We start from the raw sequence: 26760 nt of genomic DNA on the forward strand, positions 1-26760 counted from the left end.
TAAATTTAATAAATAGTTGTATTGACTGTATAATCACTTGACACAATTTTATTGTACATTGTATTATGAATCTACTATAGCAAAGCATATAAGGAAAGGTAATTATATTGCAAAAATAGATAAGGGTGCAAATAAAATGAAGATAATTAAGTCTAATTGTATTGATATGTATAAACTATACAAAAAGGTAAAAAAAATATATAAACACACATCTATTTTAGAAAGCCTTGGATGTAGCGATGTGAAAACATCTAGATACTCAATAATGGGAGTTATTCCTGATAAAATATTAAAAGGCAACTACAATTCTACGTATTTAATAGATGTAAAAAGTGGAAATGAATTAAAGGCAAATTGGCTTAAAGTAATGGATGAATGGACTTTATGTAATGAAGAAAACTGTATTTCTTCTCCTATTCAATCAGGGGTAATAGGTTATATAGGCTATGAAAATAAATTTTTATTCGAAAAACTTGACTGTACAATAAAAAAAGATCATAATGTGCCAGATGTATACCTAGTTAAATATGCACTGATTATGGTATTTGATCGTGTAACAAATGAAAAGTACTGGGTTTTAGATGGAGTTGATGAAAACGTATGTCAAGATATAGAAAATATGGAGATTAAAAAAGATGAGAAAGATAGTTTTAGAGTTGAAAAAGAAATAAATGAAGATTTTACAAAATCACAGTATCTTGATATAATCACAAAAACTAAAAAATATATTGCCGATGGAGATATTTTTCAGGCAAATATGACTATGCGTTTTAATGGTAATTATAGTGGAGAAACATTTGAATTGTACAGGCATTTAAGAAAAATAACCCCCAATCCATTTTTTGCCTTTTTTGATTTTGAATATCCTCTAATATCTACTTCTCCTGAAAGGTTTATTTTACTAAATGGGAGAGAAATTTTCACCAATCCAATAAAAGGGACAATTAAGAGGCAAATAGGAGGTAAAGATGCAAGTAGTATTTTAAAAAACAGTGAAAAAGACAGGGCTGAAAATACCATGATAGTAGATTTAATGAGAAATGATATAGGAAGGATATGTGAATTTGGAACTGTAGAAGTGCCTGTTTTATGTGGAGTAAAAAAGTTTAATTCTATATATCATTTAGAGTCAATTATTTATGGTAAGATAAGAGAAAATATAAAGTTTTCAGATATTTTAAAGGCAACATTTCCAGGAGGATCTATTACAGGAGCACCTAAGATACGTGCAATGAATATAATTGAAGAGCTTGAGCTAAAAAAGCGAGGTTGTTATTGTGGAATTACAGGCTTTTTTGGAAGCAGAGGGTGGGTTGATACATCCATTGCAATAAGAACCATCTATTTTGACAAAAATAAATTTTACTTTCATGGAGGAGGGGGAATTGTGGCAGATTCTAAAGAGGAGAGTGAGTATCAGGAGTTATTGTTAAAGCTTAATTCAATTAATTATGCCTTAAAAAAATTTATTTGACTAAAAAAATTTTAAATATGTCTTTTATAATTAATGATAAAATAGTAGAATAGTATTGAGCATACCTAAAGCAAACAAAAGATTTGAAAGGAGAAGATATATGAAAAATACTGAATTTAAAGATTTAGTTTTATTTATCACAGGTCCAACGTATATAAGACCTGAGATACGTCAAGCAGGTACTTACTGTGAATTTGGACATCGTGATAAAGTTGCAAAAGTTAAAGTTGAATCAATTTTAAAGAATTTAAGAAAATTAGCTGGAGTTAATGAAGATTATGAGGTTTGTTTAGTTTGTGGCAGTGGTTCGTTTGCCATGGAAGCATCCATTCGTTCATTAGTAAAGGATAACGAAAATATTCTTAATGTATCTGTAGGTGCATTTGGTGACCTTTATCACAAAATGACTGCTTCTAATAAAAAGAATGTTGATTTGTTAAAATTTAAACCAGGAAAGGCAATTGATTTAAACAAATTAGAAGAACAACTTAAATCTAAAAAGTATGATGTTGTTACATTTACTCATAATGAAACTTCAACTGGTGTAACAAATGATATGGTTAAAGTATGTAAGCTTATACAAAAGTATGGTGCAATGCCGCTTGTAGATGGTGTTAGTATTTTTGGAGGAGTGAAGATTCCTTTTGATGAAGCAAAGCCTTCAGTTTATATAACCAGTACACAGAAATGTCTTGGATTGCCAGCTGGTTTTGGAATTATGTTCGTGCATAAAGATGCTTTGGAAAAGGCTAAGAGTGTTGAAAGCAGAGGATATGTAACAGATCTTGTTTCTATAGTGGCAAGTGGTCAAAAGTCACAAACTGTAACTACTCCAAACTGTACTCTAATTAACCAGATGATGGAGCAACTTGAGTATATAGTAGAAGAAGAGGGAATTGACAATAGATTTAAGCGTCATGAGGACATGCAGAAGATGGTAGCAGATTGGGTAGAGAACTCATTAAGCGATGACTTTAAATTCTTTTCACAGGAAGGTTATCGTTCACCAGTAGTTTCAGCTATAGAAATTCCTAAATATGTTGACAGAATGGCAATTAAGGAGAGCTTAAGAGAAAAAGGTTACTTATTTGACCCAGGATATGGCAAGTTGAATAAAAGCTTGGAAGAAAACGGAGAGAATTTAAATATTAGAGTAGGTCATATGGGGGATATAACTCCTGAAATGCTTTCGAAATATCTTGAAGAATTGGAAAGTGAATTTAAAAAATACAAACCATAAGCTTAGTAGTAAGACTATTTTAAAGTTAGGAAATTCAATAGTACAAGGCGAAAAACTTAAAAGTAAAGTTGCTTACCCGAAGGTAAACGACTTTACTTTTTACAATAAAAGCATTATTTTTTGACGTCTCTTATCATTCCTGCTGCGTAGCCCATAGGACATACTTTGCACCAGCTTCTAGGTAGGAAAATTACTCCAAACACAAGTCCTACAAGAAAAGAGCGTAGCATCATGTTAAAAACTGCTCTTCCTATGTTTTCATATCCCCATCCCATTTGATAGAGCAGAACGCCAAAGTTGGTAAACATCAATATAAGTAAAAAAGTTTTAAACCATTTAGTGTTCATAAATTTAGGAAGAGACTTTTTTACTGATACAAGAGGCAAGAATTTACCAAAGAAAGACCCTCTTGGACAATAGTGGGAACAGTGCCTTTTGCCTTTTCCGATAACTGCAAATGCAATAGGAGAAGTCATACATAAAAATCCTGCCAAAGCAAAACGCACATCTATAAAAGATAATAGAAAAAATAAAACAAGAAATATCCAGCTCCATTTCATTATTGATACAGGTTTTTTATTTTTTGTAGTAATTTTTGCACTTATTGTATTCATAGTGTACCTCCTAATATTATAAAATCTATATATTATAATATTAGCATATAGTCTTTTTGGTGTCAATGGTTTATTTTTTTAGGTTATTAAATAAATAATCTTTAAAAAATATGAAAAAAATGATAATATGGTAGTATAGTTAATGTTTACAATGTTTTTTTTATGGGGAGGAAATACAATGAAAAAAATAGTTTCTTTAATGTTGGTGTTTATAACGAGCATTTCTTTGGTTGTGCCCTTTGTTGGTGTGCATGTTTCTGCAAATCAAAATCCTACGCCTCCTCATGGAGATTCTAGTTGGGAACTTGTTTTTAGTGATGAATTTGAAGGGACAAGTCTTGATACAAATAAGTGGAGTTACAATTATCCATGGGGAAACACCCATAATCACAGTGCGTACTGTGTACCTGAAAATGTATCAGTTTCTGATGGGTTGCTTAGAATTAGAGCAGAAAACAAGAGACATCCTGATGCACCAGAAGGAGTTGACCATGATGGGTGGCATTATTTGGATTACACATCAGGTGCAATTAACACAATGAATAAATTTAATTTTACAACAGGATATATTGAAGGAAGGTTTAAAGTTCCAAGCACAAGGGGGTTTTGGCCAGCTTTTTGGACTCTTAATGCTCACACAGGATGGCCTCCTGAGATAGATATTCTTGAAGTATTGTGTCATGCCCCAAATGAACTTCACACAAATTATCACTATGGACCTTCGTGGGATAATAAGTGGTCTCATTATGGTCATTTTACAACAAATGATTTATCAAGAGATTTCAACACTTTTGCAGTAGAATGGGCACCAAATTACATGATGTGGTATTTAAATGGTGAACAAGTAGGAACTGCTTTTCGTGATAGAGAATGGATTGACCAAGCACAGGAGATGTATCTTTTAATAAATATGGCGATAGGGGGCTGGGAATACCTACCTGATGACTCTACTCAGTGGCCTTCATATTTTGAGTGTGATTGAGTGAGAGTCTGGCAGAGGACAATTGCTAACGCAGGATTTGAAACAGGTTCCCTTCATCCTTGGTATTCATGGAATGATGCTGAGGTTGTTAATAATAACCAGAGATCAGGGAATTATGCACTTAGAATTGGAGATGCACCTTCTTCTGCTGAACAGGTAGTAGTGGTAGAACCTAATACTACATATGAATTTTCAGGATACGGAAAAGTTCCAGAAGGTCAGGAAGTTTTAATTGGTGTTAAAGATTATGGAGGTTCCCAGATAGTACATCCAATTAGAGGTACTGATTATACAGAAGGCAGTGTTACTTTTACAACAGGGGAAGACAATACTTCTGCAACTGTGTTTTTTTACAGGGACGGCGGAACAGGGTATGCTTATGGTGACGATTTCAGTCTTAGGGTTAAATCTGCTCACACAGAGCCAGAACCTGATATTATGATTGGGGATTTAAATGGAGATGGAATTATAGATTCATCTGACTATGTTTTGCTAAGCAGATATTTGTTAGAAATAATTGATGAATTTCCTGTTGGAAACATTGAAGCTGCTGATATAAATGGAGATGGAGTGATAGATTCAGCAGATTACGTTTTATTGGGGAGGTATCTACTGGAACTTGTTGATGAAATTCCTGTATTTTAATAATACAATTAAATTATAGAAAATTAAACGTGATTGAAAGATACTCTTGTGGGAAAGAAACTTTTTTTTCCTCCCCACAAAAACTACAAATTATGTAGCTTAATTGAATTGATAATTGTTTTAGTTTTACTCGTTAGCAAAACCGCCTGCACCAAAACCACCAAAGCCACCAAGGCCAAGCATTGGCAGGAATAGGATGATAAGAATAATTATAAAAAATATTCCAAATGGTCCTGCAAAAAGTGCACCTGGGCCTGCTGCAGCAAATGCTCCTTGTCTTTCATCGTATGACATTAACGACAACTCCTTTCAATCAACTTATAATTATTAACAGTATATACTATTAAAGAGTGTTTTAAAGTGTTACAATTATTAAGCTATATTGTTAAAAGAGCGACCTTAAAATAACAGATTAATGCGAATTTTATATAAACGGTTAATTTAAAAATTGTTGGTTTTCATGTAGCATTGTAGGGGGGTGAGTTGTTGAAGTTTGAAAATCAATAATAAATTATTAAAAAAGCAATTATGCCTTTAAAACTGTTTTGCTTATGTGAAACAGTAAAAAATATTTAAATGGGGAGAGTGAATTTTAAATGGTAAAAAAGTTTAGTAAACAAACAAAACTCACAGTTTTTCTTTTGATTTTTTGTTTGTTAGGTTTTGTAATGGTTTCACCATCTGCTGTGCATTCTATTGGGCCTATTGAACCAGAATATAATTTTGCAGTAGGATTGCAAATGGGTCTGCATTTTTATGACTCAAACATGTGTGGACCGGTAACTGGAGAAAGGTTGCCATGGAGAGGGCCATGTCATATGGAAGATGCAGAAGTACCTTTAATTCCTATGACAGAAGATTCTTTTGGTACAAATATGTCTCAGGAATTTATTGATGAACACAGAGATATTTTAGACCCTGAAGGAAAAGGTACCGTTGATTTAAGTGGTGGATTTCATGATGCTGGTGACCACATCAAGTTTGGGTTACCTGGTTCATATGCTGCTTCTACAGTTGGATGGGGCTTTTATGAATTTAGAGATGCATATGAAGAGATAGGAGTAGACGATCATGTAAAAGACATATTAAGATGGTATAACGATTTTTATCTTAAAGCTACATTTAGAGATGATGATGGTGACATAGTAGCTTATGCTTATCAAGTCGCAGAAGGTGATATAGACCATAACTTCTGGAATCCTCCAGAACTTCAACACTCGGAGATTTTACTTGACTTTTCAAGACCTGCACATTTTGCTACAGTTGAGACACCAGCAAGCGACCAGTGTGCAGGAGCAGCAGCATCTCTTGCAATAAACTACCTTAATTTTAAAGATGAAGACCCAGAGTATGCAGAAGAGTGCTTAGATACTGCAATAGCACTTTATGATTTTGCAGTAGAAAACAGAGGATTAGGATTTGATGGTGGTTTTTACACTTCATCATATGATTATGATGAAATGGCATGGGCTGCTGTATGGCTACATATTGCAACAGGTGATTGGGACTATATTGAAGATATAAATAGGACAGACGAAGACGGTTATTATACTGGATATTTTCAAAGAATTTTCGCAGATCCAGGTGATAGCTGGCAAAACATATGGGTACATTGTTGGGACACAGTTTGGGGAGGAGTTTTTGCAAAACTGGCTCCTATAACTGATACTGAGAGAGATTGGTATGTTTTCAGATGGAATCTAGAGTATTGGTCAGGAATACCTCATGAAGACCCAACAGACACTACTTTTTTGGCTCAGAGTCCAGCAGGATTTAGTGTGGTTAATCCTTATGGTTCTGCAAGATATAACACAGCAGCACAGCTCTGTGCAGTTACTTACTCAAAAGAGACTGGTGATATGAGATTTGCAGAGTGGGCAAAAGATCAGATGGAATACATTATGGGTGATAACCCCATGGAGAGAAGCTATATTGTAGGATATGGTGAAAATCATGCAGAACACCCTCATCACCGTGCTGCACATGGTTCTAGAACCTTTAGTATGTTAGATCCAGAAGAACATCGCTTTACTCTTTGGGGAGCTTTAGTTGGAGGACCTGACTTAGACGATTATCATGTGGATTGTACTACTGACTATATATATAATGAGGTTGCTGTAGACTATAATGCTGGATTTGTAGGAGCTCTTGCAGGATTATATGAATTTTTTGGAGAAGGACATTATCCATTAGAAGATTTCCCACCAGAGCCTGATCCAGTTTTAGAGTTTTATTCAGAGGCAAAGGTGGAGCAGGAAAATGATGAGAGAACACAGGTGACATTAAGATTAAACAATTATTCTGCTTATCCTCCTAGATTTGAAACAGAACTTAAAATGAGGTATTATTTTAATATTTCTGAATTAATAGCAGCAGGTCAGACTATAGATGATGTTGTTATGGAAGTGTATTATGATGAAAATGAAGCTGGTTATGATGGACCTGCTGAGTATAATGGACCATTTAAACATGATGATGCAGGTACATACTATGTAGAAATTGATTGGACTGATCGTATTGTATATGGTAAGCGTGATGTACAATTTGCAATAATGGCAGATCAGGATTCAAATTTCAACAGTAACTGGGATCCAACAAATGACTTTAGTAGACAGGGATTAAATGATGACGACTTTGTTATTACAGAGAATATTCCTGTTTATATAGGTGATGAATTGGTATATGGTGAAGAACCAGAGCCGGTTATACCTGAACCTACTCCAGAGCCTGACCCTGACGCAACACCCGAGCCGGAAGTATATTCTTTAGAAGTTGAATATAAGAGTGGCTTGTCTGTAACTGATACTAATGATATTAGAGCAGCAGTAAATGTAAAAAATACAGGAACAGCACCTGTAGATCTTTCAGATGTTACAGTTCGTTATTGGTACACAAGGGATGGAGATGATGCACAGGAATTTTCATCCTCCTACGCACATATTGGAAGTGAAAATATTACAGGGGTTATAAGAGAGATTGAAGATCCTGTAGAGTTAGCAGACAGTTATCTAGAAATTGGGTTTACAAGTGATGCAGGTACCTTAGGTGCTGGATCTCAAACAGGTGAAATACAATTTAAAATAGAAAAGGTAACTTTCGAAGCATATGATCAGACAAATGACTATTCATTTTTAGATACAGACGAGTTTTTACCAAATCCAAATATCACTGCATATGTAAACTCTTCATTGGCATATGGTGATGAACCAGTTGAAATTTCAGATGGGGATATAGTTTATGGCGATTTAAATGGAGATGGTGTTGTAGATTCAACTGATGCGGTACTACTTAGTAGATATATACTGGAAATTACAGATTCTTTCCCAGCACCTTTAGAAAGTGCTGATTTAAATGGAGATGGTGTAATAGATTCTACTGATGCAGTATTGATGAGTAGATACGTACTAGAGATGATATCCTCATTTCCTGTAGAGTAGTTGTATTAAAAGTAAAAAAGTTCTTCTGTTTTTAAAAACAGAAGAACTTTTTTTAAATGGTATTAAAAGACTCCACTTTATAGAAGGTGGAGTCTTTGTTTTTTAAAAAGGAACATATTACATATTACTTTAACGGATTAAAAGCAATAATTAGTGTAATAATAAATTTGAAATTGGAGGGTGATTAAATTGACTGTTGCTTCACAGGTTAAGCAAACTTTAGCAAACTTAAAAGGAATTCAAGGAACTTTGGGAATATACTCAAATCAATTACAGGATGAAGAGACAAAGGGTGTTTTTAATGAAGCACTAAGTGTTACAGATGATGTTGTAAAAGATGTTGAAAAAAGGCTTCAAACTTTAGAATTTGAAGAACCTCAGTACAAAGGAAATTGATAGGTGGAGATTATGCAGGAATGGATTGAAATACTATTAAGAGCTTCGTCGCTGCTTATTCTAGTTTTACTTTCAGCTAGAATTATGGGCAAAAAAAATATGGCAAAGGTAACTCCCTTTACTTTTATAAGCTATATAGTTATTGCAGTTATATCTGCTTTAATATCAACAAAAGTTATTGAAAGTCTTGTTTTTGGATTTATAGCTTTAGGAATATGGGTGATGCTACCTATTGCAATAGAATATCTTTCCATAAAGAGTAAGATTGTTCATGATATTGTAAATGGAAAAGGGACAATACTTATTAAGCAAGGTAAAATTATGGAAGAAAATTTAATTAAGGCAAGATTTACAGGAGAAGAGCTTTTGCGAGAACTCAGGTCAAAAAATGCTTTTAACTTAGCGGATGTTGAATTTGCACTTATGGAGCCAAATGGTGAAATAAATGTATTGATGAAGGCTGACAAAAAGCCTGTAACCGCTTATGACTTAGGTAAAAAGGTTGCACCAAAATCAGAATCGCAAACAGTAATATTAGATGGAACTGCTTTAAATGGTCCTCTTAAATCTTTAGGACTTAATCAGAGTTGGCTTAAAACTCAGCTTGAAAATATGGGTGTATCTATTGATAATGTTTTTGTAGGTCAGGTAGATTCTTCAGGAGATTTATATATTGACCTTTTTGATGACTCAACACAGGTACCCCAGCCAAGAGTTAAAGAAATGGTGTATGCAAATATAGAAAAATGTCATGCTGATTTTATGAAATATGCACTTGAAACAAAGGATGAAAGTGCAAAGAAAATGTATCAAAAAAACGAACAAAAACTAAAAGATTTAAAGGAAAAATTAGAACCTTATCTGCTACGATAAGCAATGGCTAAGGAATATACATCATCGGGATTTTGTTCTTGAGAATAGCGTGTTATTTCTAATGTAATTGTCCAGGAAAGATTTTATGTGCTTGGAAGGTGAGTAAAATGTCAAGTAAAAAGAAAAAAAAACTGACTCCAACTCAGCAGCAGTATCAGCAACTGGCTAAGTCAAAAGAACCAAAACGCCCCATATTAAAAAATTCAATAAAAGCATTTTTTGTGGGAGGATTAATATGTACAATTGGTCAGGCAATTAAGATGATGTTTATACATTTTTTTGAATTTACTGAAGAAAGTGCATCTAATCCTACTGTAGCGGTATTGATTTTTATTTCTGCCCTTATGACATCTTTGGGATTTTATGATTATATTGCCCAATGGGCAGGGGCAGGAACTGCAGTGCCTGTTACTGGATTTGCAAATACAGTTACTTCAGCTGCTTTAGAGCACAGAACTGAAGGATATGTTTTGGGAGTAGGAGGAAATATGTTCAAAATTGCAGGGCCAGTTATTGTATTTGGAGTTTTTTCAGCTTTTGTTGTAGCAATTATTAAAATAGCAATTGAGGCGTTAGGAGGGATGTAATTGTTACAGGGCCATCAAACATGGATTTTTGACTCTAAGCCCGTTATTGCAGGAAGTTCCGCAGTTGGAGGACCTTTTGAATCAAAGTGTGCTCTAGCTGATGATTTTGATATATTTAATGAAGACTTATGGCTTGGTCAGGATAGCTATGAAAAGGCAGAAAAAAAGTTGATGGAGCAAGCTTGTGAGCTAGCCATAAAAAAGGGTGGAACCAAAAAGGAAGATGTTCAGTTTTTTTTAAGTGGAGATTTAATAAACCAGATAATATCAAGTAGTTTTACAGCACGTACCTTAGGAGTTCCATACTTAGGAATCTATGGAGCTTGCTCAAGTTCCATGGAAGGATTGGCACTAGCATCTCTTTTGGTTGATAGCAAATTTGCTAAAAATGCTTTAGCGGCTACTTCTAGTCATAATGCAGCATGTGAAAAACAATATAGATATCCTACAGAGTACGGAGCACAGAAGCCTCCTACGGCACAATGGACAGTAACAGGTGCAGGAGCAGCTTTAGTGGCTCAAAAAGGTGACGGACCAAAGGTTGTAGCAGCTACTATTGGACGTGTTGTAGATATGGGACTTTCAGATCCCTTTAATATGGGTGGAGCTATGGCACCAGCTGCAGTAGAAACAATTACAGCTCACATAAGAGATTTGAGAATTGATTTATCCCATTACGATATTATTGCTACAGGAGATTTAGGAAGAGTTGGACATGGAATAGCTGTAGAGTTACTGAAAAAACATGGTATCAGTTTTCCAGAAGAAAGATTTACTGACTGTGGCATGCTTATTTATAAGGATGAGCAACCTGTTTTTTCAGGAGGAAGTGGTTGTGGGTGTGCTGCAGTAGCTACTTATGGACATTTTATAAATAGAATGAAAAAAGGTGAGATTAAAAAAATACTGGTGGTTGCAACAGGTGCATTGCTGTCACCTATGTCATACCAGCAAAAAGAATCAATTCCATGTATTGCTCATGCAGTATCTATAGAGATGTAAGAAGGAGGTGTGAGAAATGGAGAAATTTATCTGGGCGTTTATAATTGGGGGACTTATCTGTGTGATTGGTCAGATTCTAATGGATGGTTTCAAACTTACTCCTGCTCATACTATGTGTACCTTTGTTGTCTCAGGAGCAATTTTGGGTGGACTAGGACTTTACGAACCTCTTATTAAATTTGCTGGTGCGGGAGCTTCAGTTCCAATAAGCAGTTTTGGTTATTCGTTGGTAAGAGGAGCTATTATAGAGTCTGAAAAAACAGGCGTTGTAGGGGTTTTGACAGGTATTTTTGAGGTTACAAGTGCAGGTATTTCATCTGCAATAATTTTTGGATTTATAAGCTCATTAATATTTAAGCCAAAAGGATAGTATTGAAAGGAGGTGAGATATATGACAGTAGGAACTCAAATGCAACAGGCGGTGGCAGGTGTTCAAAGTGCGGCTGCTACAATGAAAACTTTTGCTCTTGAAACACAGGACCAACAGGCTAAACAGACATTCCAACAGTTAGCACAAAATCTTGATGATGCACTTGAACAGTTAAAAGGAAGACAGCAGTATATTGAGGAGCAGGAGCCTCAATATAAACAGCAGTAATAAGAAAAAAATATATAATAAAATGTGATGCAAAGTGTGCGTTAAAAAGCTATTAAGTACATTTTGCATCACAGTATTATTAAAAGTCTTAGAATGAAGCAGAAGACTTAATGTAGGAGGTGGTTTACGTCCTGACATTTCGTCTTTTTGTTTTCTTGATTAAAGTTACTACAAAAATAGAAATTGATAATCCCAAGCTTTAAGTTCATATTTTCCAGCTTCATCTATATTAAATTTAAATATACTTTTGCCACTACGTCCAAAAAATGAATAATTAAAATTTGCTGTAGGATTTTCAAGTGTTATAAATTCATCAGTTTCAGTATTTCTTAAACTACACGCTAGATTACTTATGTTAGTTGTTTTAAACACTTTTTCGTCAACAACACTTTCGTATTCAAGATATTGAATAAGATATTTTAAAAAGCTTTTCTATTAAAATAAGGACAGGAGTGTTGTCTCTTTAAATTAAATATTTAACACATGATTTAAAGAGACAAATTCACCTGTCCTAATTTGAATAATTAGCGTCTAGGATTTATTGTACGCATTAATCTTTCAAACATATCATCTAATTCTTCAGCAGGTCTTCTTCTGTCAATATTATTCCTTAAATCTTCGGTTTGAGTCATTGCATCAGGTGAATGACTTACCTCAACTTTTGTTATTGTATCGTCTATATCCTTAACCTTTTCTGCTATCATATTATCTGTTTCATCAGAAGGTTTTTCTGCTTCATTTGGACTATAGACAACAATGGCTGTATTGCCGTTTACAACTGCATTAATTTCACGAACACCTTCAACATCATCTAGCTGCTGCACTATTTTATCTGCCCTTTGCTTGTCAAAGCCTGTTTGCTGTTCAGGAGCCTGATTATCCAACCCAGTCATATTTCTTTCTCCTGGTTGTGGTGTTACGCCTACTCCAGGGGTTTGACGATCGTCATCTAACAGATTTCCTCCTTCAGGTCTTTGGGCGTCAGGTCTTGTTCCAATGTTTTCACCAGGAACATTTCTTTCTGGTGAAATTTCATTTTGTCCTTGTTCCTGTCGCTCAGTGCCTGGTTGAGCACATCCCGTAAATGCAAAGGATAGAGTGCATATTCCTAGAAAAGTTGCTAAAATTACTTTAAATTTATTTTTCATATTATAAACACCTCCAAAATTATTCTTCTCAATTTATATTATTTTATATTAGGAAAATATGGATTTGAATTTAAAAAATCAGTGATTTAATAGATATTTGTTTTAATATATTAGTTTAGTGGTATATTATCAATAATAATTATAAAAAAATTATTTAGGAGGTTATATTATGAAATGTAAGGATTTAAAGGTTGTAAACTTGAACATTACTGAAGACAATTATGAATATAAGGCTTTGTTTCGATTGTGCACAGAAGAAAAATGTATGGATATAGATTTATCTCAAATTTCAGAAAGTAAAATTTTAAAAGAGATAAAAGATACATTTGAACTTGAAGATGAACAAGATGAAATAAAGGATATAATTATGGAAAAAGTAATGAAAGCTTCCAAAATTGAATCTCGTACCACCGAAGGAAAAGATTGCTGTAAAAATAAGGCTGATGAAAAAACTGAGAGAGATATTGATGCATTAAGTACGTCTTAATATTGTTCTTCACATTAAATATATACACTCCAAATTGCTCACTTGCTTGAAGCTGCCGATTTTATATGTTATAATCATGTAAAATAAAACAGCTGGTGAGGAGATATTTATGGAGTTAAATGAATTAGCGTTTAATGTGAAAAAAGCATCTATCAAGTTGGCAGCAGCAGAGACTGAATTAAAAAACAAAGCTTTAGCTCAAATTGCAAAGGCACTTATTGATAGGAAAGATGATATAATAAAAGCTAATACTGAGGATTTAAAAAGAAGTGAAGAGGAAAACTTAGCTCCACCCCTTTTAAAAAGACTTAAATTTGATGAAGCAAAAATAAAGGATGTTGTTGATGGAATAAACAGCCTTATAAATTTAGAAGATCCTGTAGGAAGTACAGAGTTTTCTACCGAGCTTGATAAAGGGTTAGATTTATATAAGGTTACATCTCCTATAGGAGTTGTAGGAGTTATTTTTGAATCAAGACCTGATGCACTTGTTCAAATTTCCACTCTATGTTTAAAAAGTGGTAATGGTGTAATGCTAAAAGGGGGTTCGGAGGCGAAAAAAACCAACCGTATACTTGCAGATATTATAGTTGAAGCTACAGAAAAAGCAGGTATTCCTTCCGGATGGATTAATCTTTTAGAAACAAGATCAGATGTTAATGAAATGCTAAAAATGGATATGTATATTGATCTTATTATTCCAAGAGGATCAAACGACTTTGTAAGGTATATTATGGACAATTCAAGAATACCTGTTATGGGTCATGCAGATGGTATTTGTCACTGTTATGTTGATAAACATGCTGAGACTGACATGGCAGTAGGAGTTGTGGTAGATTCTAAGACCCAGTACGTTGCAGTTTGTAATGCAACTGAGACTCTTTTAGTTCATAATGATGCAGCACCTGAAGTATTGCCTCAACTGAAAAAAGCTTTAGATGAAAAGAATGTGACTTTAGTTGGCTGTTCAAAAACTAAAGAAATTATACCTGTATTACCAGCTAAAGACGATGATTGGAAGACTGAATATTTGGACTATAAATTGTCTATCAAAATAGTAGATGATATTCAGGAAGCAATTGACCACATTAATATTTTTGGTTCTGGACATACAGATAGTATTATTACAAATGACAAAGACAGAGCATATATGTTTATGAATCTAGTTGATTCAGGCAATGTGTTTTGGAATTGCTCAACAAGGTTTAGTGATGGATTTAGATATGGATTTGGTGCTGAAGTAGGTGTAAGCACCTCTAAAATACATTCTAGAGGGCCTGTAGGATTGGATGGTCTTTTAATTTACAAATACAAAGTTATTGGAAAAGGTCATATTGTAGAGGACTATGCAAAAAGAGTAAAAAGTTTTAAGCACATTAAAAAAGATACTAAGTTTCCTTTATAAAAGTATTAAAAGCAAGTGAACTCGGTTAGCTAAAGCTAAACATCAAGTCTTCAGGTGGAGCCTCAACTCTACCTGAAGGTTTATTGAAATCTTTACGTTTAGATGGTAATGGCTAATTCATCGTCTAAAACTCTTTAAATCATGAGAGTTTCTCCTTGAGAATAGAGAGTTATTTCTAAGAAATTTCTAAATACAGACGAGATTATTTAGAGTATACTTTAGTGTAAAATTACCATATATTTACTGCAAATTATTTTAGTCTGAAAGTGCTACAAATTCTTTTAGAGAATAAAAATCATTTCCTAAAATTAAAGCCGATGCTATAATAAATACACGATTTCTTTCAAGGGTTTTCCTATTTATATTTATAAGTTTAAGAAGTTCAGATTTAGGTATTTTTTTGGTTACAGCTAATTTTTTTAGGAGTATTTTATCGTCGGCAATTATTTTAGCGATCTTAAAGCATAGATATTTTGAGTCTTTGTGTTTAGGTGCTGAACTAATTAAATCTTCAAATTTAATTCCAAAGCGAGAAAGCATTTTTATATAATTTTTAGTATCAATGCACATTTCGTATGAAATATGTATTGAAAACATATTTTTAAAACGAGTCTGTTCAAAAAAACTAATTCCACTGTCTTCAAAATATGTAAAAGGATAAACTCGATTGTGTTTATTATTCTTTCTCACATAGTCAGTTAATCTTCTTTTTATTACTAACTTACAAAAGGTAAAAAACATAATGCTTTTATTTTGGTCAAAAGAATCTATTGCTTCATTAAAGGCAGAAAGACCTATACTGAATTCATCGCTGTTTTGTACATCTATGTATTTTCCTGATAGAGAGGACACAGTTTTAATTATATATGGCTTAAAGTCATTTATAAAATCTTCTCTTAGTGAATTATCGCCATTTTTTATTTTATTGACAGTTTCTATTATAATGTTATTTAAATTGCTATTAGCTTTCCTTGTAGAAAGAGCATCCATCATAACTTCCAACTCCTGACTATCAATTTGTAGATAGCCTACTTTAATCGAATATATCTATACACTTATTATAGCATACAGCATATAGACCTGCAATCAAAGAAGTTGGAGATTAAAGTGAATTAAAATATGAAAGAAACATTGTGGAGCAAGTTGGAGAGCTTGTAAATACAATTTTAAGATATCAGGCGAATTTGAAATTACGCCTGATATCCAGAAGGGAATGTTTTAGAGTTGATATGTTTTGTTAGATCTTAATTAGAAAAGAATCTAAAGAAATTAGATATTCTACGAAAAAAAACTCTAAAAAAACCTAAACGAGAAACCTCTTCAGATGTTGATATATCAGAACTGGCTAATATTTCACCATCAAGTTTTACCTCTATTTGTCCTACAGTTGTCCCCTTTGTAACAGGTGCATCGATAGTTTCAGAATCAATTAATGTTATAATTTCAAGATTCTTTTCCTGAGAAATAGGTACTATCAATGAAATATTGTTGTCAACACTTACGGGTACAGTTAGCTCATTTCCATTTTTTACATTTATATTATCAACAAATTCACCAGAATTAATTACATCTACTATTTTGAAATTTCTAAACCCGTAAGTTAAAAGCTCCTGAGAAGCTTCAAATCTTTCCTGCTCATTTTCTGTGTTGAGAACAACAGATATCATTCTAATGTCGTCCTGTTTTGCAGTTCCTACAAGACAGTAACCAGCTTCAGTAGTCCATCCTGTTTTCAAACCGTCAGCACCTTCGAAAGCACCAAGTAATGGATTGCGATTAAATTGCCGTATACCGTTATATGTGAATTCTGTTTTTGATTCTAGTTCTAAGACATCAGGATGGTTTTGTATTATATAACGGGATAAAATGGCTATATCCTTTGCACTCATTACATGTCCTTGGACTGGCATGCCACTTGCATTCTTAAATGTAGTGTTAGTCATTCCAATTTCTTTAGCTTTTTTGTTCATAACTTGTACAAAGGCATTTTCACTGCCATATATGTGTTCAGCTAATGCAACACAACCATCGTTAGCCGAGACAACTGAAATTCCTGTCATGATATCACCTAATTTTACTTTATCTTCAACGTCTAAAAACATTTTTGAACCTTCCATTCTCCATGCCTTTTCAGAGATGGTTACGTCATCGTCCCAGCTGACTAATTCCTGTTCAAGAGCTTCAAAGCCTATTAAAAGAGTCATTACCTTTGTAATGCTAGCCGGAGGGAGAGGAGTATCAGCATTTTTTTCATAAAGAATTTCTCCTGTAGATGCCTCCATTAAAATAGCAGAACCTGCTACTGTTTCAAATTGTCCAAAAGTAGTTGATTGAAAAGTAAAAACAACTACCAGCAAAATAATGATTCCAGAAAGCTTTCTGGAGATTTTTGGATTTTTCATAAATAATAACACCCCTGTACACATGAAATAAAATTTATGTTAATTTTTATGTAAACAATCTCTTGGCCATTACTTATAATCTAAAATTAATTAAACGAACATTAAAATTATAATGGATACGTTCTAATTTATATTAACATTAAGTTATTCAACTATACAAATGTAAATTTTGCATTAAATATTTTTTGCATTAGCTTTTGTATGAGTAGGGAAGTTTATCCTTTTCTTTTTCAAGATTAGAGGGAACAAAACATATTTCAGGGTATTGATTATCAAAATTTGCTATTTTAATTTCAGCCATATTTGCATGTGTATTAAAAGGTAATTTAATTATTTCGTACTCATTAGAATTATTTTTCTTTTTTATTATCTTTAAGCCTAATAAATAACTTATTGGATATTCTATAAAAACATTAAATGAATTTGGTAAATTTTTAAAAAGCAGATAATTTGAAGATAGATGATTGAGCTTTAATTTTTGTGACTTAACAGGATAAAGTTTATGAGTATTTTGATAAGATAAAGGTGTGGTCCATAAATATCCTTCTTTATAAAACTGAGAAGGACTATAGTTAAATGCTGCAAATCTATTGTAAGCTGTACTTATATTTTCATTAGTGTAGTTTTCTCTTAATGTTTTGTCAATAGCTTCTATGCTATTTCTATGGCTTTCTGCCTGCACAGTCCAGATTTTTTTAATTGTATTATATCCGTCGAAATATTCAGAAAGATATTTGGCAAAAATCACTCCATCATAGCTGGTCTTATCAAGGGATCTATCTGGATATGAAAAAAACTTTTTAAGATAGTCAACATAATCATTTACATCGTCATATATTTCATCTTCATTCCATGTAGCAGAAGCTTCCATCCACCAGAAATCTGCATCTATATTGCATGCAAATTGAACTGCATGAAAATATTCGTGTGCTGCTGTCACATTTAAGCAGTCCTCACGACTTTTTTTAAATCCTTTTAAGGGCGAATAACTGTTATCTACAGCAATATAACAAGAAGCAGTTCGAGTTCCTTTTGAAGACTTGAATATGTTAATCGAAGAAGTGTAGCCGTATACTCCTTTTAAATTGTACACATATATATCCATTGAGTCTTTCTCTTTGTGAAGTATTGGATGTGTAAATCCTCTTTTAATGCAGGTAATATTTCTTACATTTTCAAAAGCATCTGCTATATGTTTTATATACGCAGGTACTTGCTTTGGATTTCTTATACTTCCTTTAATTGCATTTTCACCTGACAGTGTATAGTGAATATTAAAATGTCCATCAGAGCTTAAATATGTTTTATCAAGGTCTGGGAGAGTGTGTCTAATTAATTTTTCTGCTCTTTTTACAACTGATGGGTCAGAATTTTTATTGTCTATGTAATCTCTTATTTCCTTTAATACAGTTGTAGTGCTCTTTATTGGAACCTGTGAAGTAAATCTGCTTCTAAGCGAATTTTTGTCGTATAATGCATTTAAGTATTGTGATATTTTGTTTCTTTTATCTATTAATTTATTTTCATAGCTTAGCCTGATTTTGTCAATAGAACTGTTTTCAGGTGCTTTGTAATTTAAAGAAAAGTTTTTTGAAGTGTCACATTCTATATTGTGAATTTTTCTAACAATAAAATTATATTTTTGATGCGAACCTTTGCCTGATTGTAATTCTTTTTCCAAAGCACCAGTTCCTCGAGGCAGATTTTTTATATCTATCTCAACAATGTGAAAATTATTTTTAACAACAAAAAGGTATTTCCCATATCTATTGGTTTTAGTTGAAGAAATCAGTTTTTTTTGATACAGATTAAATTCACTGCTGCTTTTTAGTTTTTTAATACGATATAGATTGATTTTAATATTTTTTAAAGTAGAAGGTGAATTGTTTTCTTTTTCATAAAATACTGTACCTTGTATTAATTTGTATTTATTTATGTAGTTAAAGAACATTGTAAAAAATCACTCCTTATATAATGGAAATGGATAGTACAGCATATGTATGGACTATTATTGTGGTTACTATAGAATTTTCTTGAGATAAACAAAAGAATTATATATTTTTAAAAAACAGTATAAAGGTATTTTAAAATTCGCACAGTCTTAATTTCATTTAATATAATAATATAGAAAATTGTAAATGTATGCTTATGAAAGGTGATTTAAGTGTTTTTAGACAAGAAATCAGGATGCTATGTACTATTAATTATTTCAACCTTAATATTTACTTATTTTGGTTCAGGCCTTGCGGCAGATCCTGTTGAAGATCCAGGTCCAATAGTTATATCGTAAATTATTTTGGTTTTAACTCATGATAAGGAGGAGATAGATTTGTATACAGAGGGAGATTTAAGTTCGCTGGTAAAAGAGCTTTTAAATATTTTAAACAAGCCTGAAGCAGGGGCTGCTGCTTCTAAAAAGAGTCCAAAAAGGCTATCACCGGCACAGGGGCTGGTTATAGCAGGACTTTTGCTAAATCTGTTTGAAGTAAATTCTCTTCTTATAGATAAAGACAGAACTGTACAGGTTGTTCTATTAGGTTCTCTTGATCCTAATAATAATAATTTTTAGATTATTTGAATGCCTAGATATCTTTTGGTAGTACATACTTTTAGTAAAATTATAACTATAGGAGGTGGGACTTTAAAGTGAATAAAGACTTCTAAATCATAATTAAAGGGGGATAATCCCCCTTTAATTGATTGCTTTAAGTCTTAAAATGTATTGCTAGACTTAACCAAAAGGGCTCGATGCCCCGCGGCTTTTATTACGTATATCAGTCTTCGTGTGCAAAAGCTCCAAAGCCGCCAAATCCAAAGAGAGGAAGAAGAATGATTATTATTAGAATAATAAATATGAATCCAAAACCTCCAAAAAACGTCCCTGCACCCGCCACTGCACCTGTTCCACATGCAGGACCAGCGGCAGCACCTGCGGCAGCTGGGGCAACTGGTGCAGCGGCAGCACCTGCAGCAGCTGGGAAAGCTCTATCATCAGACATATAATGCACTCCTTTCTAACATAGATATAATATAGACACAAAAATACTCAGGGTAATAATACAATATATTCATATATTTAAAAAAGTGTTACCACATCAATATTTTTCTTCACTAATTTTATTATCCAAAATATAAGGTTTTGCATAGGATGTATTGTGCAAATTTCATGTGTTTAAAACAATACATAATTTTAGAAATAGTTCAAAGAAGGGGGACTTAATATGTCAGACTATAAAATAGGTGATATTGTTGCAAGAAAATCATACGGTGCAGATATTACATTTGAAATTGCTGATGTTATAAGAAATGATGACCGAGATGAACAATATCTACTAAAGGGCTTGTTTTTTAGGTTAGCAGCTGATTCGGATGAAAGTGATTTGATAAAAGTAAATTCTAGAACCGTTCATTCCAACACTCAAAAAAATATTTTTATGTTGAAAGCAAATCAGTTTTTTAATAGGCTATTTAGAAATCCGTATCTATTTAACATGCAAAGAAGAAGACCAGGAAAAATACTACATGTAGATGGAAGTAGAAGTTTTCTAAATACAAGTATGATGTATTATAGAAGTAGAGGGTTAAGACCTGTAGGTGTATATGTAGATGAGCCAGATCAACCTCAGGCTGCAAGAAGTCTTTTAAGTCAGCATAATCCTGATATTGTAGTTTTTACAGGACATGACGGATTAAGCAAAGATGCTACAGATGTTAATTCATTTGAAAGCTATACGTATTCAAGATATTATGCTCAGACGGTACGAGAAGCTAGGGCGTATCAACCAAATTCTGATAATTTGTTTATATTTGCAGGGGCATGCCAATCATATTATGAAGCACTTGTTTCAGCAGGTGCTACTTATGCAAGTTCACCATCAAGAGTATTGATACATTCTGTTGATCCAGCGATTGTGGCTTCTAGATTCGCTATAACCTCACAAAACAGAATTATAACTCCCAATCAAGCAGTAAGAGGCACATATGCAGGCACAAGAGGGATAGGAGGAGTAAGCACGAGAGGCAGATTAACAACAGCTTAAAATTTTGAGAATGTGAGTTTGAGAAAGAAATTTGTATAGCATATTAATGCAGAGAGCAAAGGAAAATCTATTATAATAACCATAAAAGTCCAGGGAATTTATGTTCCTGGACTTTTATGGTTATTCATTTTTAATATAACAGGTAAAAGTTGTGAAACTCTCAATAGTTGTACGCAATCATTAACAGCTTTTTGTCTTTTTTTGTTCATAAAAGGTGTTATGGCACTTAGAAGGTTAATTCGAGGGTCATTCCTAGAATCTAATGTACTTACTACTTCTTTAACTTTTCTCAAAAGTTCTACATTTTCATCCATGTCTGTTCCTAACAAAGTGTTTTCATTTTTTTTATCAGTTGAAAGTTGGTTTTGAGTTTGATTGGTTGAGGGTTTACTGTCGGTATTTCCCAAAACACTTAAAAGCCCTTTTAAAGTTTCAGGTTTACTTATCATTTCTATTGCTTGTTTTATACTTTTATCCATGTCTTCACTCATAAATTATTCCTCCGTATTATTTGAAAAATATTAAAAAATTTTTGCATCACATTTTTTATTAATGTGATGCAAATTTTAACCTGTTCACTATTCCTTATTAATGACATCTTTAAGTTTGTCTTTAACTTCGTCACCGTGGCTGCCTATGTAATTAATAAGTTTTTCTAATTCTGAAGGGTTAATATTTTTTATTGCATTTGTATCAACATTTAACTTATCTAAAGATTGTTTATCCGATGTGTTTTGTGAGCTATTACATGCAGAGTTTATTTGATTTGCTAAGTCATCTGCATTACTTTGCTTTAATGTGTCTAAAGCTTTTAACAAATTATCCTGCAAAGTTTTTTTGTCCATGTTTTCCATGATGTCTGAAAGTGTTTTATTCAAATCATTATCCGCCATAAAATCAATCCTTTCTTTTTTAAATTAATAATAACAAAATACTTTGAACGCAATAAGTTAAAAATTTTGCGTTCAATAGCTTGTGATAAATTTATCTTTTCCATTACAGTATATTAGTTTTCTGTTTTAAATGTTACATTCTAAGTTTAATATTTTTTAAATATAATATATAGTGCAAATTATAGAAGGGGAGATGTATGTGTCTGTAAGTAATAAAAGATCAAATCTTATACTAAGTGGTGGTGGTGTTAAGGGAATTGCATATATAGGTGCTCTTGAGGAATTTGAGCGTAGAGGATGGAATTTCTTAAACATAGCAGGTGTGTCTGCAGGGTCTATAGTGGGAACTATTCTTGCATCGGGCTACAGTGCACATAGTTTAAGAGGTATTTTAAATAATTTTAATTTTGAAAAAGTAAAGGGCAGCGATATTGTAAGGAGAATTCCTATGGTATCTGACTACATACATTTTTTTCAAGATCAAAGGTCTTTACAAGAAGATATGAATCCTTTTTTATTTATGGAACGATTAAACAAAGACTATAAGCACAATCTAGGTGAGCCTAACTTTTTTGATATGCGTAGCGGCATTGTCAAAAAAATAATTAAATTTTGTAAGCAGGGGTATCTTTTTGATGGCGACTATATAGAAGAATGGATATATGGTATTTTGCGTAAAAGAGGAATAAGAACCTTTGGTGACTTAAGAGGAGGATTATCAGACAGGGTAAATCCAAATGGGTATAAAATGAGAATGACAGCGGTAGATGCTACTAGAGGAAAAATTGTTGTTTTACCAGATGATATGGAGTTTTACGGAATAAATCCTGATAACCTAGAAGTTGCAAAGGCTGTTAGGATGAGTACAAGTGTGCCATTTGTATTTAAACCTGTACATGTTAAAAGAATAGAGAATAATATACAAATAGATCATAATTTTGTTGATGGAGGTGTATTTGATAATTTTCCTTTTTGGCTGATTGATAGTAAAACTAGATATGTGAATAGGTGGGGACATCCTTTTAATATACCTTCAATAGGAATGAAATTAGAAGGCAAAAAGAGCTTTCATGGATTAAATCCTTTTAATATACTTAAAAATATTATTTCCAGTATATACGATATTGGTGTCCCGGAAAATGTTAGTTTTAATGAAAAAAATATTATTAAAATAAATACATCCAATATATCTTTTCTGGATTTTGATTTAAGTGATGATGAGTTGGATTACCTTATGAAATATGGATATAAATCAGCAAAAAAATTTTTAGGGAAAGATAGGATTGGAGGAATTGATTATTGGTATTTAAATAGTATACTTATTTTGATGTTGCTATTTTTAAAAAGTTTTTTCAATAAAATTTAGAAAACACTTAAAGGATAAAATGCGTCTTTTTACAAACATAACAACTAGACATAATAAGTAGCAACAATTTTATTTTATACATACTATATAGTAGCAAAACATTTTGGGAGGTGTATATTATGTATCAAGACATTGGTGGGATCGATAGGCACAGAAGGTTTCCAAGCAACATAAGAGATTTGCTTAGATTTCTTAAAGGTGAAAAAGTAGTAATTGTTCTTAAGTCAGGGCAAAAACAGGCTGTTGTGGTTGAAGCTGTCATAGGAAACATGGTTGTTGCAAGCACGTGTAGAGGTATTGTGAAGTTTGTTGACATTAATTGCATATGCGAAGTATTGGCAGAGTGTGAAGATATTCTAGGTAATGTTTTAGCACAGGATAAAGTAAAAAAGCTTAGAGAGAATACAGACATTGAGGCATTAGAAAAACCTGCTGAACCATATGGTTGGCAAGCTTACAATTGCAACAAAGAATAGTGAATTTGCCTAAATATCGGAGATTTAGATGGAGACTTTATCATCATCTAAAATTAAAGAGGAACTCCACCTTATAGAAGGTGGAGTGTTAAAATGAGATAGAAATTATGTAAAGCAAATCAGGGATAGGCAAGGGGGTGCCCCTTGCCTAATTTAAGGAGATTTCAGACTGGTCGTTTTACCATATCTAAAAATAGGTTATTTTTAAGTAAAGGTTAATTTTCTACTATAGATCAAAATCTAAAATGGACTATATGATATAAAAAGTGAACTCCTTTAGCTAAAGATAAACATCGAGGCTTCAGGTGGAGTCTTAGAACAAGATAAACATTTATATATGGTAGGTAACGAAGGATAAGAACTTCACATATTATACATGAGATAAACCATTTGATCTAAAAAACTAATGGTTTATTTATGGTTATTCCGTAGTAGCTATGAGTAAAATAAGTTTTGAAAGAGGTGAAAATATGGACGGGTACAAGACATTATATAATATTGCAAATGGAATATTTGCTGCAGGAAAAATAGGTGAGGTGTTATATTCTCCATCAGGCAATGAAAGAAATCAAATAGATACAACCAATACGATAACTAATGCCTGTGAAATATTGGATATTTTATCCCGATATGCACCTGAAGAACAAAGAGAAGCGTTAGGTGAAGTTGCTAAGAAAGGTAAGTTGTGTTTGGAAACGTGTAATAATCTTAATAGACATTTTAGTACATATACAAGAGGAGTGGATATAAAAAAAACAGTGGAGGCTCTTAATATAATAAAACCTATTTTTGGCAATCGTGAAAGAATGATAGTTGATAGGGTTTTAAAATTGTACGAAGCCCTGAGTTGAATTTTAGGTTTTATAGTTTTTTGTGTTAAAGTGAAATCAACTGTATGTAAAACATAGTGCTTCAGGTGGAGATTTTACTCTACCTGAAGCTTATAAGAGGGGTTTCTCCCTTTTAACATTTATAAATTAGTATTATAATCTTCTTTGACGTTTTCGTTTTTTATGGGATTTTTGAATGACAACTTTTCTACCCTTGACGGTATTATCCTTCATTGACTTTAAAACTTGAGGGACGTATTTTCCGGGAACATCAACAAAACTAAATTTATCAAAAATATTAATAGCTCCGATAAGTTTACCAGGTAATCCTGTAGAAGAAGCAATGCTTTCAACAATATGCCTTGGTTGTACTTTGTTATTTCTGCCAATATCCATATAAAGTCGAACCATTCCATCAGGGACATTGGTATCCTTAGTAGGTTTCTCACAGATATCCTGCGGATTATCTTTGTAGAACATTATTTTTAGTAATGCTGCAGCAATTTCTAAAGTTGTCACATAATTATCACTGCTTTTTACTGAATTTGAGTCATCAAGAACACTTTCTATATATGGTACGTACTTGGAAAAACTGCCATCATTTAAAGTTTCTTCTATCTTATTTAAAGTATTACCAATTTTTCTTTCCTCCACATCCATGAGAGATGGGGGTTTAATTAATTTAATATATGACTTTGTGTATCTTTGAATTTCTTTTAATTTGTGTATTTCACGACCTACAACAAGAGTAAATGCTTTTCCAGCTTTTCCAGCTCTTCCTGTTCGTCCAATTCTGTGTACATAGTATTCTTCATCGTTGGGTATATCATAGTTGATAACAGCTTCTACATCATCCACATCTATTCCACGAGCTGCAACGTCTGTGGCAATAAGGGTATCAATAAGGCCTTTTCTGAATTTGGACATAACACGATCTCGTTGTTCCTGCTTCATGTCACCATGAAGAGCTTCAGCTGAATAACCTCTTGACTGAAGGCTTCCTGTTAGCTCATCTACCATTTTTTTTGTATTGCAAAATATTAAAGATAGTTTGATATCATTTACATCAAGTAATCTTGACAATACCTCCAGCTTAGCTGTTGAACTTACTTCAAGATAGAATTGCTCAATTGCAGGCACTGTAATTTCTTTGTGTGCAGATTTTGCATGAATTGGGTCGATTTGATATTTTTTTGTTAAATCCAGTATTTCTTTTGGCATAGTAGCAGAGAAAAAGATGGTCTGTCTTTTAGAAGGTATTTTTTGTAAAATAGTATCAATATCTTCTCTAAAGCCCATATTAAGCATTTCGTCTGCTTCATCTAAAATCATCATCTTTATGTTCATAAGTTTTAGAGTGTTACGCCTTAAGTGATCCATAATTCTCCCAGGAGTACCTATTATAATTTGAGGGCGTCTTTTAAGAGCACTAATTTGACGATTAATTGGCTGTCCCCCATATATTGGGAGAATTCGTACCTTTTCCTTATATTTAGATACACTTTTTAATTCCTTTGATACCTGTATAGCAAGTTCTCTTGTAGGACACAATATTAGAACTTGTGGATCTTCAGTGTCAGAGTTTAACATTTCAATTGCTGGTATTCCAAAAGCACATGTTTTTCCTGTTCCAGTTTGAGCCTGTCCAATAACATCACGACCATTTAGTATGTGATTAATGGTTAGAGATTGAATTGGAGTAGTTTCTTCAAATCCCATGTCTTCAATTGCTTTTTGTAATTGAAAAGACAAGTTTAGTTCATTAAAAGTTAAGTTATTCATATTTCAAATCCTTTTCATTAATTAGTAATAGACCTTTATTTAGTAAAAAGTCTATCGTGTTTATTAAAATCCATTGCTAATGA

General features: G+C 32.8%; 30 protein-coding genes. 19 read left to right on the top strand and 11 right to left on the bottom strand.

Annotation, left to right across the window (positions count from 1 at the left end; genetic code table 11):
* The first annotated feature begins 136 nt into the window (after positions 1–136).
* Together RBH29_RS10345 and RBH29_RS10350 are read left to right on the top strand one after the other, a co-directional pair.
* Positions 137–1474, top strand: a complete 1338-nt coding sequence (locus tag RBH29_RS10345) for an anthranilate synthase component I family protein (protein WP_306696744.1) — start codon at positions 137–139, stop codon at positions 1472–1474.
* A 100-nt stretch (positions 1475–1574) separates the two neighbouring features.
* Positions 1575–2714, top strand: a complete 1140-nt coding sequence (locus RBH29_RS10350; RefSeq protein WP_306696745.1) for a pyridoxal-phosphate-dependent aminotransferase family protein — start codon at positions 1575–1577, stop codon at positions 2712–2714.
* Between the two features lie 113 nt (positions 2715–2827).
* Here RBH29_RS10350 and RBH29_RS10355 read toward each other — a convergent pair whose 3' ends face one another.
* The gene (locus tag RBH29_RS10355) at positions 2828–3328 is read right to left on the bottom strand and encodes a 4Fe-4S binding protein (RefSeq protein ID WP_306696746.1); all 501 of its coding nucleotides are present in this window, start codon (positions 3326–3328) and stop codon (positions 2828–2830) included.
* 178 nt (positions 3329–3506) lie between these two features.
* On the opposite strand from RBH29_RS10355, the gene RBH29_RS10360 reads away from it, so the two are divergent.
* Both RBH29_RS10360 and RBH29_RS10365 read left to right on the top strand, forming a co-directional pair.
* Positions 3507–4310: a glycoside hydrolase family 16 protein gene (locus RBH29_RS10360; protein WP_306696747.1), complete on the top strand. Its 804-nt coding sequence runs from the start codon at positions 3507–3509 to the stop codon at positions 4308–4310.
* A complete protein-coding gene (locus tag RBH29_RS10365; RefSeq protein WP_306696748.1) occupies positions 4311–4955 on the top strand; it encodes a dockerin type I domain-containing protein in 645 nt (214 codons plus the stop codon).
* A 126-nt stretch (positions 4956–5081) separates the two neighbouring features.
* Here the strand turns inward: RBH29_RS10365 and RBH29_RS10370 are convergent, their stop codons facing one another.
* Complete coding sequence (locus RBH29_RS10370; RefSeq protein WP_306696749.1) at positions 5082–5249, bottom strand: hypothetical protein; 168 nt, start codon at positions 5247–5249, stop codon at positions 5082–5084.
* A gap of 302 nt (positions 5250–5551) precedes the next feature.
* On the opposite strand from RBH29_RS10370, the gene RBH29_RS10375 reads away from it, so the two are divergent.
* From RBH29_RS10375 to RBH29_RS10405, 7 genes are all read left to right on the top strand, one after another.
* Positions 5552–8392 (top strand): glycoside hydrolase family 9 protein, encoded by a 2841-nt coding sequence (locus RBH29_RS10375; RefSeq protein ID WP_306696750.1) that lies wholly within the window; start codon positions 5552–5554, stop codon positions 8390–8392.
* Between the two features lie 189 nt (positions 8393–8581).
* Complete coding sequence (locus RBH29_RS10380) at positions 8582–8788, top strand: DUF1657 domain-containing protein (RefSeq protein ID WP_306696751.1); 207 nt, start codon at positions 8582–8584, stop codon at positions 8786–8788.
* Positions 8789–8800: 12 nt separating this feature from the next.
* Positions 8801–9661 carry a DUF421 domain-containing protein gene (locus RBH29_RS10385; RefSeq protein WP_306696752.1) on the top strand — a complete coding sequence of 287 codons (861 nt, stop codon included), beginning with the start codon at positions 8801–8803 and terminating at the stop codon, positions 9659–9661.
* 107 nt (positions 9662–9768) lie between these two features.
* Positions 9769–10248 (top strand): stage V sporulation protein AC, encoded by a 480-nt coding sequence (gene spoVAC, locus RBH29_RS10390; protein ID WP_306696753.1) that lies wholly within the window; start codon positions 9769–9771, stop codon positions 10246–10248.
* Entirely contained in the window at positions 10249–11250 is a 1002-nt protein-coding gene (gene spoVAD / locus RBH29_RS10395; protein ID WP_306696754.1) for a stage V sporulation protein AD, read from the top strand.
* A gap of 16 nt (positions 11251–11266) precedes the next feature.
* Positions 11267–11620, top strand: a complete 354-nt coding sequence (spoVAE, locus tag RBH29_RS10400) for a stage V sporulation protein AE (protein WP_306696755.1) — start codon at positions 11267–11269, stop codon at positions 11618–11620.
* Positions 11621–11641: 21 nt separating this feature from the next.
* Positions 11642–11848 carry a DUF1657 domain-containing protein gene (locus tag RBH29_RS10405; RefSeq protein ID WP_306696756.1) on the top strand — a complete coding sequence of 69 codons (207 nt, stop codon included), beginning with the start codon at positions 11642–11644 and terminating at the stop codon, positions 11846–11848.
* Between the two features lie 168 nt (positions 11849–12016).
* Here the strand turns inward: RBH29_RS10405 and RBH29_RS10410 are convergent, their stop codons facing one another.
* Together RBH29_RS10410 and RBH29_RS10415 are read right to left on the bottom strand one after the other, a co-directional pair.
* Positions 12017–12220 carry a hypothetical protein gene (locus tag RBH29_RS10410; protein ID WP_306696757.1) on the bottom strand — a complete coding sequence of 68 codons (204 nt, stop codon included), beginning with the start codon at positions 12218–12220 and terminating at the stop codon, positions 12017–12019.
* 152 nt (positions 12221–12372) lie between these two features.
* Complete coding sequence (locus tag RBH29_RS10415; RefSeq protein WP_306696758.1) at positions 12373–12996, bottom strand: YhcN/YlaJ family sporulation lipoprotein; 624 nt, start codon at positions 12994–12996, stop codon at positions 12373–12375.
* A 169-nt stretch (positions 12997–13165) separates the two neighbouring features.
* Here RBH29_RS10415 and RBH29_RS10420 point away from each other — a divergent pair, with 169 nt between their 5' ends.
* Together RBH29_RS10420 and RBH29_RS10425 are read left to right on the top strand one after the other, a co-directional pair.
* Entirely contained in the window at positions 13166–13483 is a 318-nt protein-coding gene (locus RBH29_RS10420) for a hypothetical protein (protein ID WP_306696759.1), read from the top strand.
* A gap of 109 nt (positions 13484–13592) precedes the next feature.
* Complete coding sequence (locus RBH29_RS10425; RefSeq protein ID WP_306696760.1) at positions 13593–14888, top strand: glutamate-5-semialdehyde dehydrogenase; 1296 nt, start codon at positions 13593–13595, stop codon at positions 14886–14888.
* A gap of 255 nt (positions 14889–15143) precedes the next feature.
* Here the strand turns inward: RBH29_RS10425 and sigI are convergent, their stop codons facing one another.
* The 3 genes from sigI to RBH29_RS10440 form a co-directional block, all read right to left on the bottom strand.
* The gene (sigI, locus tag RBH29_RS10430) at positions 15144–15881 is read right to left on the bottom strand and encodes an RNA polymerase sigma-I factor (RefSeq protein ID WP_306696761.1); all 738 of its coding nucleotides are present in this window, start codon (positions 15879–15881) and stop codon (positions 15144–15146) included.
* Between the two features lie 251 nt (positions 15882–16132).
* The gene (locus RBH29_RS10435) at positions 16133–17290 is read right to left on the bottom strand and encodes a D-alanyl-D-alanine carboxypeptidase family protein (protein ID WP_306696762.1); all 1158 of its coding nucleotides are present in this window, start codon (positions 17288–17290) and stop codon (positions 16133–16135) included.
* A 190-nt stretch (positions 17291–17480) separates the two neighbouring features.
* Positions 17481–19241 carry an MXAN_6640 family putative metalloprotease gene (locus RBH29_RS10440; RefSeq protein WP_306696763.1) on the bottom strand — a complete coding sequence of 587 codons (1761 nt, stop codon included), beginning with the start codon at positions 19239–19241 and terminating at the stop codon, positions 17481–17483.
* A 213-nt stretch (positions 19242–19454) separates the two neighbouring features.
* Between RBH29_RS10440 and RBH29_RS10445 the strand changes: the two genes are divergently transcribed.
* Together RBH29_RS10445 and RBH29_RS10450 are read left to right on the top strand one after the other, a co-directional pair.
* Positions 19455–19580 carry a hypothetical protein gene (locus RBH29_RS10445; RefSeq protein WP_306696764.1) on the top strand — a complete coding sequence of 42 codons (126 nt, stop codon included), beginning with the start codon at positions 19455–19457 and terminating at the stop codon, positions 19578–19580.
* Between the two features lie 39 nt (positions 19581–19619).
* Positions 19620–19859, top strand: a complete 240-nt coding sequence (locus tag RBH29_RS10450) for a hypothetical protein (protein WP_306696765.1) — start codon at positions 19620–19622, stop codon at positions 19857–19859.
* A 205-nt stretch (positions 19860–20064) separates the two neighbouring features.
* Here RBH29_RS10450 and RBH29_RS10455 read toward each other — a convergent pair whose 3' ends face one another.
* Positions 20065–20289: a hypothetical protein gene (locus RBH29_RS10455; RefSeq protein ID WP_306696766.1), complete on the bottom strand. Its 225-nt coding sequence runs from the start codon at positions 20287–20289 to the stop codon at positions 20065–20067.
* A 222-nt stretch (positions 20290–20511) separates the two neighbouring features.
* Here RBH29_RS10455 and RBH29_RS10460 point away from each other — a divergent pair, with 222 nt between their 5' ends.
* Positions 20512–21330 carry a sporulation peptidase YabG gene (locus RBH29_RS10460; protein WP_306696767.1) on the top strand — a complete coding sequence of 273 codons (819 nt, stop codon included), beginning with the start codon at positions 20512–20514 and terminating at the stop codon, positions 21328–21330.
* Between the two features lie 98 nt (positions 21331–21428).
* On the opposite strand, the gene RBH29_RS10465 is transcribed toward RBH29_RS10460, so the two are convergent.
* Entirely contained in the window at positions 21429–21821 is a 393-nt protein-coding gene (locus tag RBH29_RS10465) for a hypothetical protein (RefSeq protein WP_306696768.1), read from the bottom strand.
* An 87-nt stretch (positions 21822–21908) separates the two neighbouring features.
* Positions 21909–22223: a hypothetical protein gene (locus RBH29_RS10470; protein ID WP_306696769.1), complete on the bottom strand. Its 315-nt coding sequence runs from the start codon at positions 22221–22223 to the stop codon at positions 21909–21911.
* Positions 22224–22422: 199 nt separating this feature from the next.
* Between RBH29_RS10470 and RBH29_RS10475 the strand changes: the two genes are divergently transcribed.
* The 3 genes from RBH29_RS10475 to RBH29_RS10485 all read left to right on the top strand — a co-directional run bounded on the left by RBH29_RS10475 (position 22423) and on the right by RBH29_RS10485 (position 24916).
* A complete protein-coding gene (locus RBH29_RS10475) occupies positions 22423–23589 on the top strand; it encodes a patatin-like phospholipase family protein (protein ID WP_306696770.1) in 1167 nt (388 codons plus the stop codon).
* 119 nt (positions 23590–23708) lie between these two features.
* Complete coding sequence (locus tag RBH29_RS10480) at positions 23709–24065, top strand: hypothetical protein (RefSeq protein ID WP_306696771.1); 357 nt, start codon at positions 23709–23711, stop codon at positions 24063–24065.
* Between the two features lie 437 nt (positions 24066–24502).
* The gene (locus RBH29_RS10485) at positions 24503–24916 is read left to right on the top strand and encodes a hypothetical protein (RefSeq protein WP_306696772.1); all 414 of its coding nucleotides are present in this window, start codon (positions 24503–24505) and stop codon (positions 24914–24916) included.
* Positions 24917–25048: 132 nt separating this feature from the next.
* On the opposite strand, the gene RBH29_RS10490 is transcribed toward RBH29_RS10485, so the two are convergent.
* Complete coding sequence (locus RBH29_RS10490) at positions 25049–26677, bottom strand: DEAD/DEAH box helicase (RefSeq protein WP_306696773.1); 1629 nt, start codon at positions 26675–26677, stop codon at positions 25049–25051.
* Positions 26678–26760: the final 83 nt, after the last annotated feature.

The organism is Herbivorax alkaliphila, assembly GCF_030848475.1.
Taxonomy (GTDB): domain Bacteria; phylum Bacillota; class Clostridia; order Acetivibrionales; family Acetivibrionaceae; genus Herbivorax.

Coding starts and splice junctions, on each gene's coding strand:
- RBH29_RS10360 (WP_306696747.1), top strand. CDS start 3,507: ATGAAAAAAATAGTTTCTTTAATGTTGGTGTTTATAACGAGCATTTCT.
- RBH29_RS10460 (WP_306696767.1), top strand. CDS start 20,512: ATGTCAGACTATAAAATAGGTGATATTGTTGCAAGAAAATCATACGGT.
- RBH29_RS10470 (WP_306696769.1), bottom strand. CDS start 22,223: ATGGCGGATAATGATTTGAATAAAACACTTTCAGACATCATGGAAAAC.
- RBH29_RS10455 (WP_306696766.1), bottom strand. CDS start 20,289: ATGTCTGATGATAGAGCTTTCCCAGCTGCTGCAGGTGCTGCCGCTGCA.
- RBH29_RS10485 (WP_306696772.1), top strand. CDS start 24,503: ATGAGTAAAATAAGTTTTGAAAGAGGTGAAAATATGGACGGGTACAAG.
- RBH29_RS10405 (WP_306696756.1), top strand. CDS start 11,642: ATGACAGTAGGAACTCAAATGCAACAGGCGGTGGCAGGTGTTCAAAGT.
- sigI (WP_306696761.1), bottom strand. CDS start 15,881: ATGATGGATGCTCTTTCTACAAGGAAAGCTAATAGCAATTTAAATAAC.
- RBH29_RS10490 (WP_306696773.1), bottom strand. CDS start 26,677: ATGAATAACTTAACTTTTAATGAACTAAACTTGTCTTTTCAATTACAA.
- spoVAE (WP_306696755.1), top strand. CDS start 11,267: ATGGAGAAATTTATCTGGGCGTTTATAATTGGGGGACTTATCTGTGTG.
- RBH29_RS10350 (WP_306696745.1), top strand. CDS start 1,575: ATGAAAAATACTGAATTTAAAGATTTAGTTTTATTTATCACAGGTCCA.
- RBH29_RS10385 (WP_306696752.1), top strand. CDS start 8,801: ATGCAGGAATGGATTGAAATACTATTAAGAGCTTCGTCGCTGCTTATT.
- RBH29_RS10435 (WP_306696762.1), bottom strand. CDS start 17,290: ATGAAAAATCCAAAAATCTCCAGAAAGCTTTCTGGAATCATTATTTTG.
- RBH29_RS10415 (WP_306696758.1), bottom strand. CDS start 12,996: ATGAAAAATAAATTTAAAGTAATTTTAGCAACTTTTCTAGGAATATGC.
- RBH29_RS10345 (WP_306696744.1), top strand. CDS start 137: ATGAAGATAATTAAGTCTAATTGTATTGATATGTATAAACTATACAAA.
- RBH29_RS10370 (WP_306696749.1), bottom strand. CDS start 5,249: ATGTCATACGATGAAAGACAAGGAGCATTTGCTGCAGCAGGCCCAGGT.
- spoVAC (WP_306696753.1), top strand. CDS start 9,769: ATGTCAAGTAAAAAGAAAAAAAAACTGACTCCAACTCAGCAGCAGTAT.
- RBH29_RS10480 (WP_306696771.1), top strand. CDS start 23,709: ATGTATCAAGACATTGGTGGGATCGATAGGCACAGAAGGTTTCCAAGC.
- RBH29_RS10375 (WP_306696750.1), top strand. CDS start 5,552: ATGGTAAAAAAGTTTAGTAAACAAACAAAACTCACAGTTTTTCTTTTG.
- RBH29_RS10425 (WP_306696760.1), top strand. CDS start 13,593: ATGGAGTTAAATGAATTAGCGTTTAATGTGAAAAAAGCATCTATCAAG.
- RBH29_RS10420 (WP_306696759.1), top strand. CDS start 13,166: ATGAAATGTAAGGATTTAAAGGTTGTAAACTTGAACATTACTGAAGAC.
- RBH29_RS10355 (WP_306696746.1), bottom strand. CDS start 3,328: ATGAATACAATAAGTGCAAAAATTACTACAAAAAATAAAAAACCTGTA.
- RBH29_RS10465 (WP_306696768.1), bottom strand. CDS start 21,821: ATGAGTGAAGACATGGATAAAAGTATAAAACAAGCAATAGAAATGATA.
- RBH29_RS10440 (WP_306696763.1), bottom strand. CDS start 19,241: ATGTTCTTTAACTACATAAATAAATACAAATTAATACAAGGTACAGTA.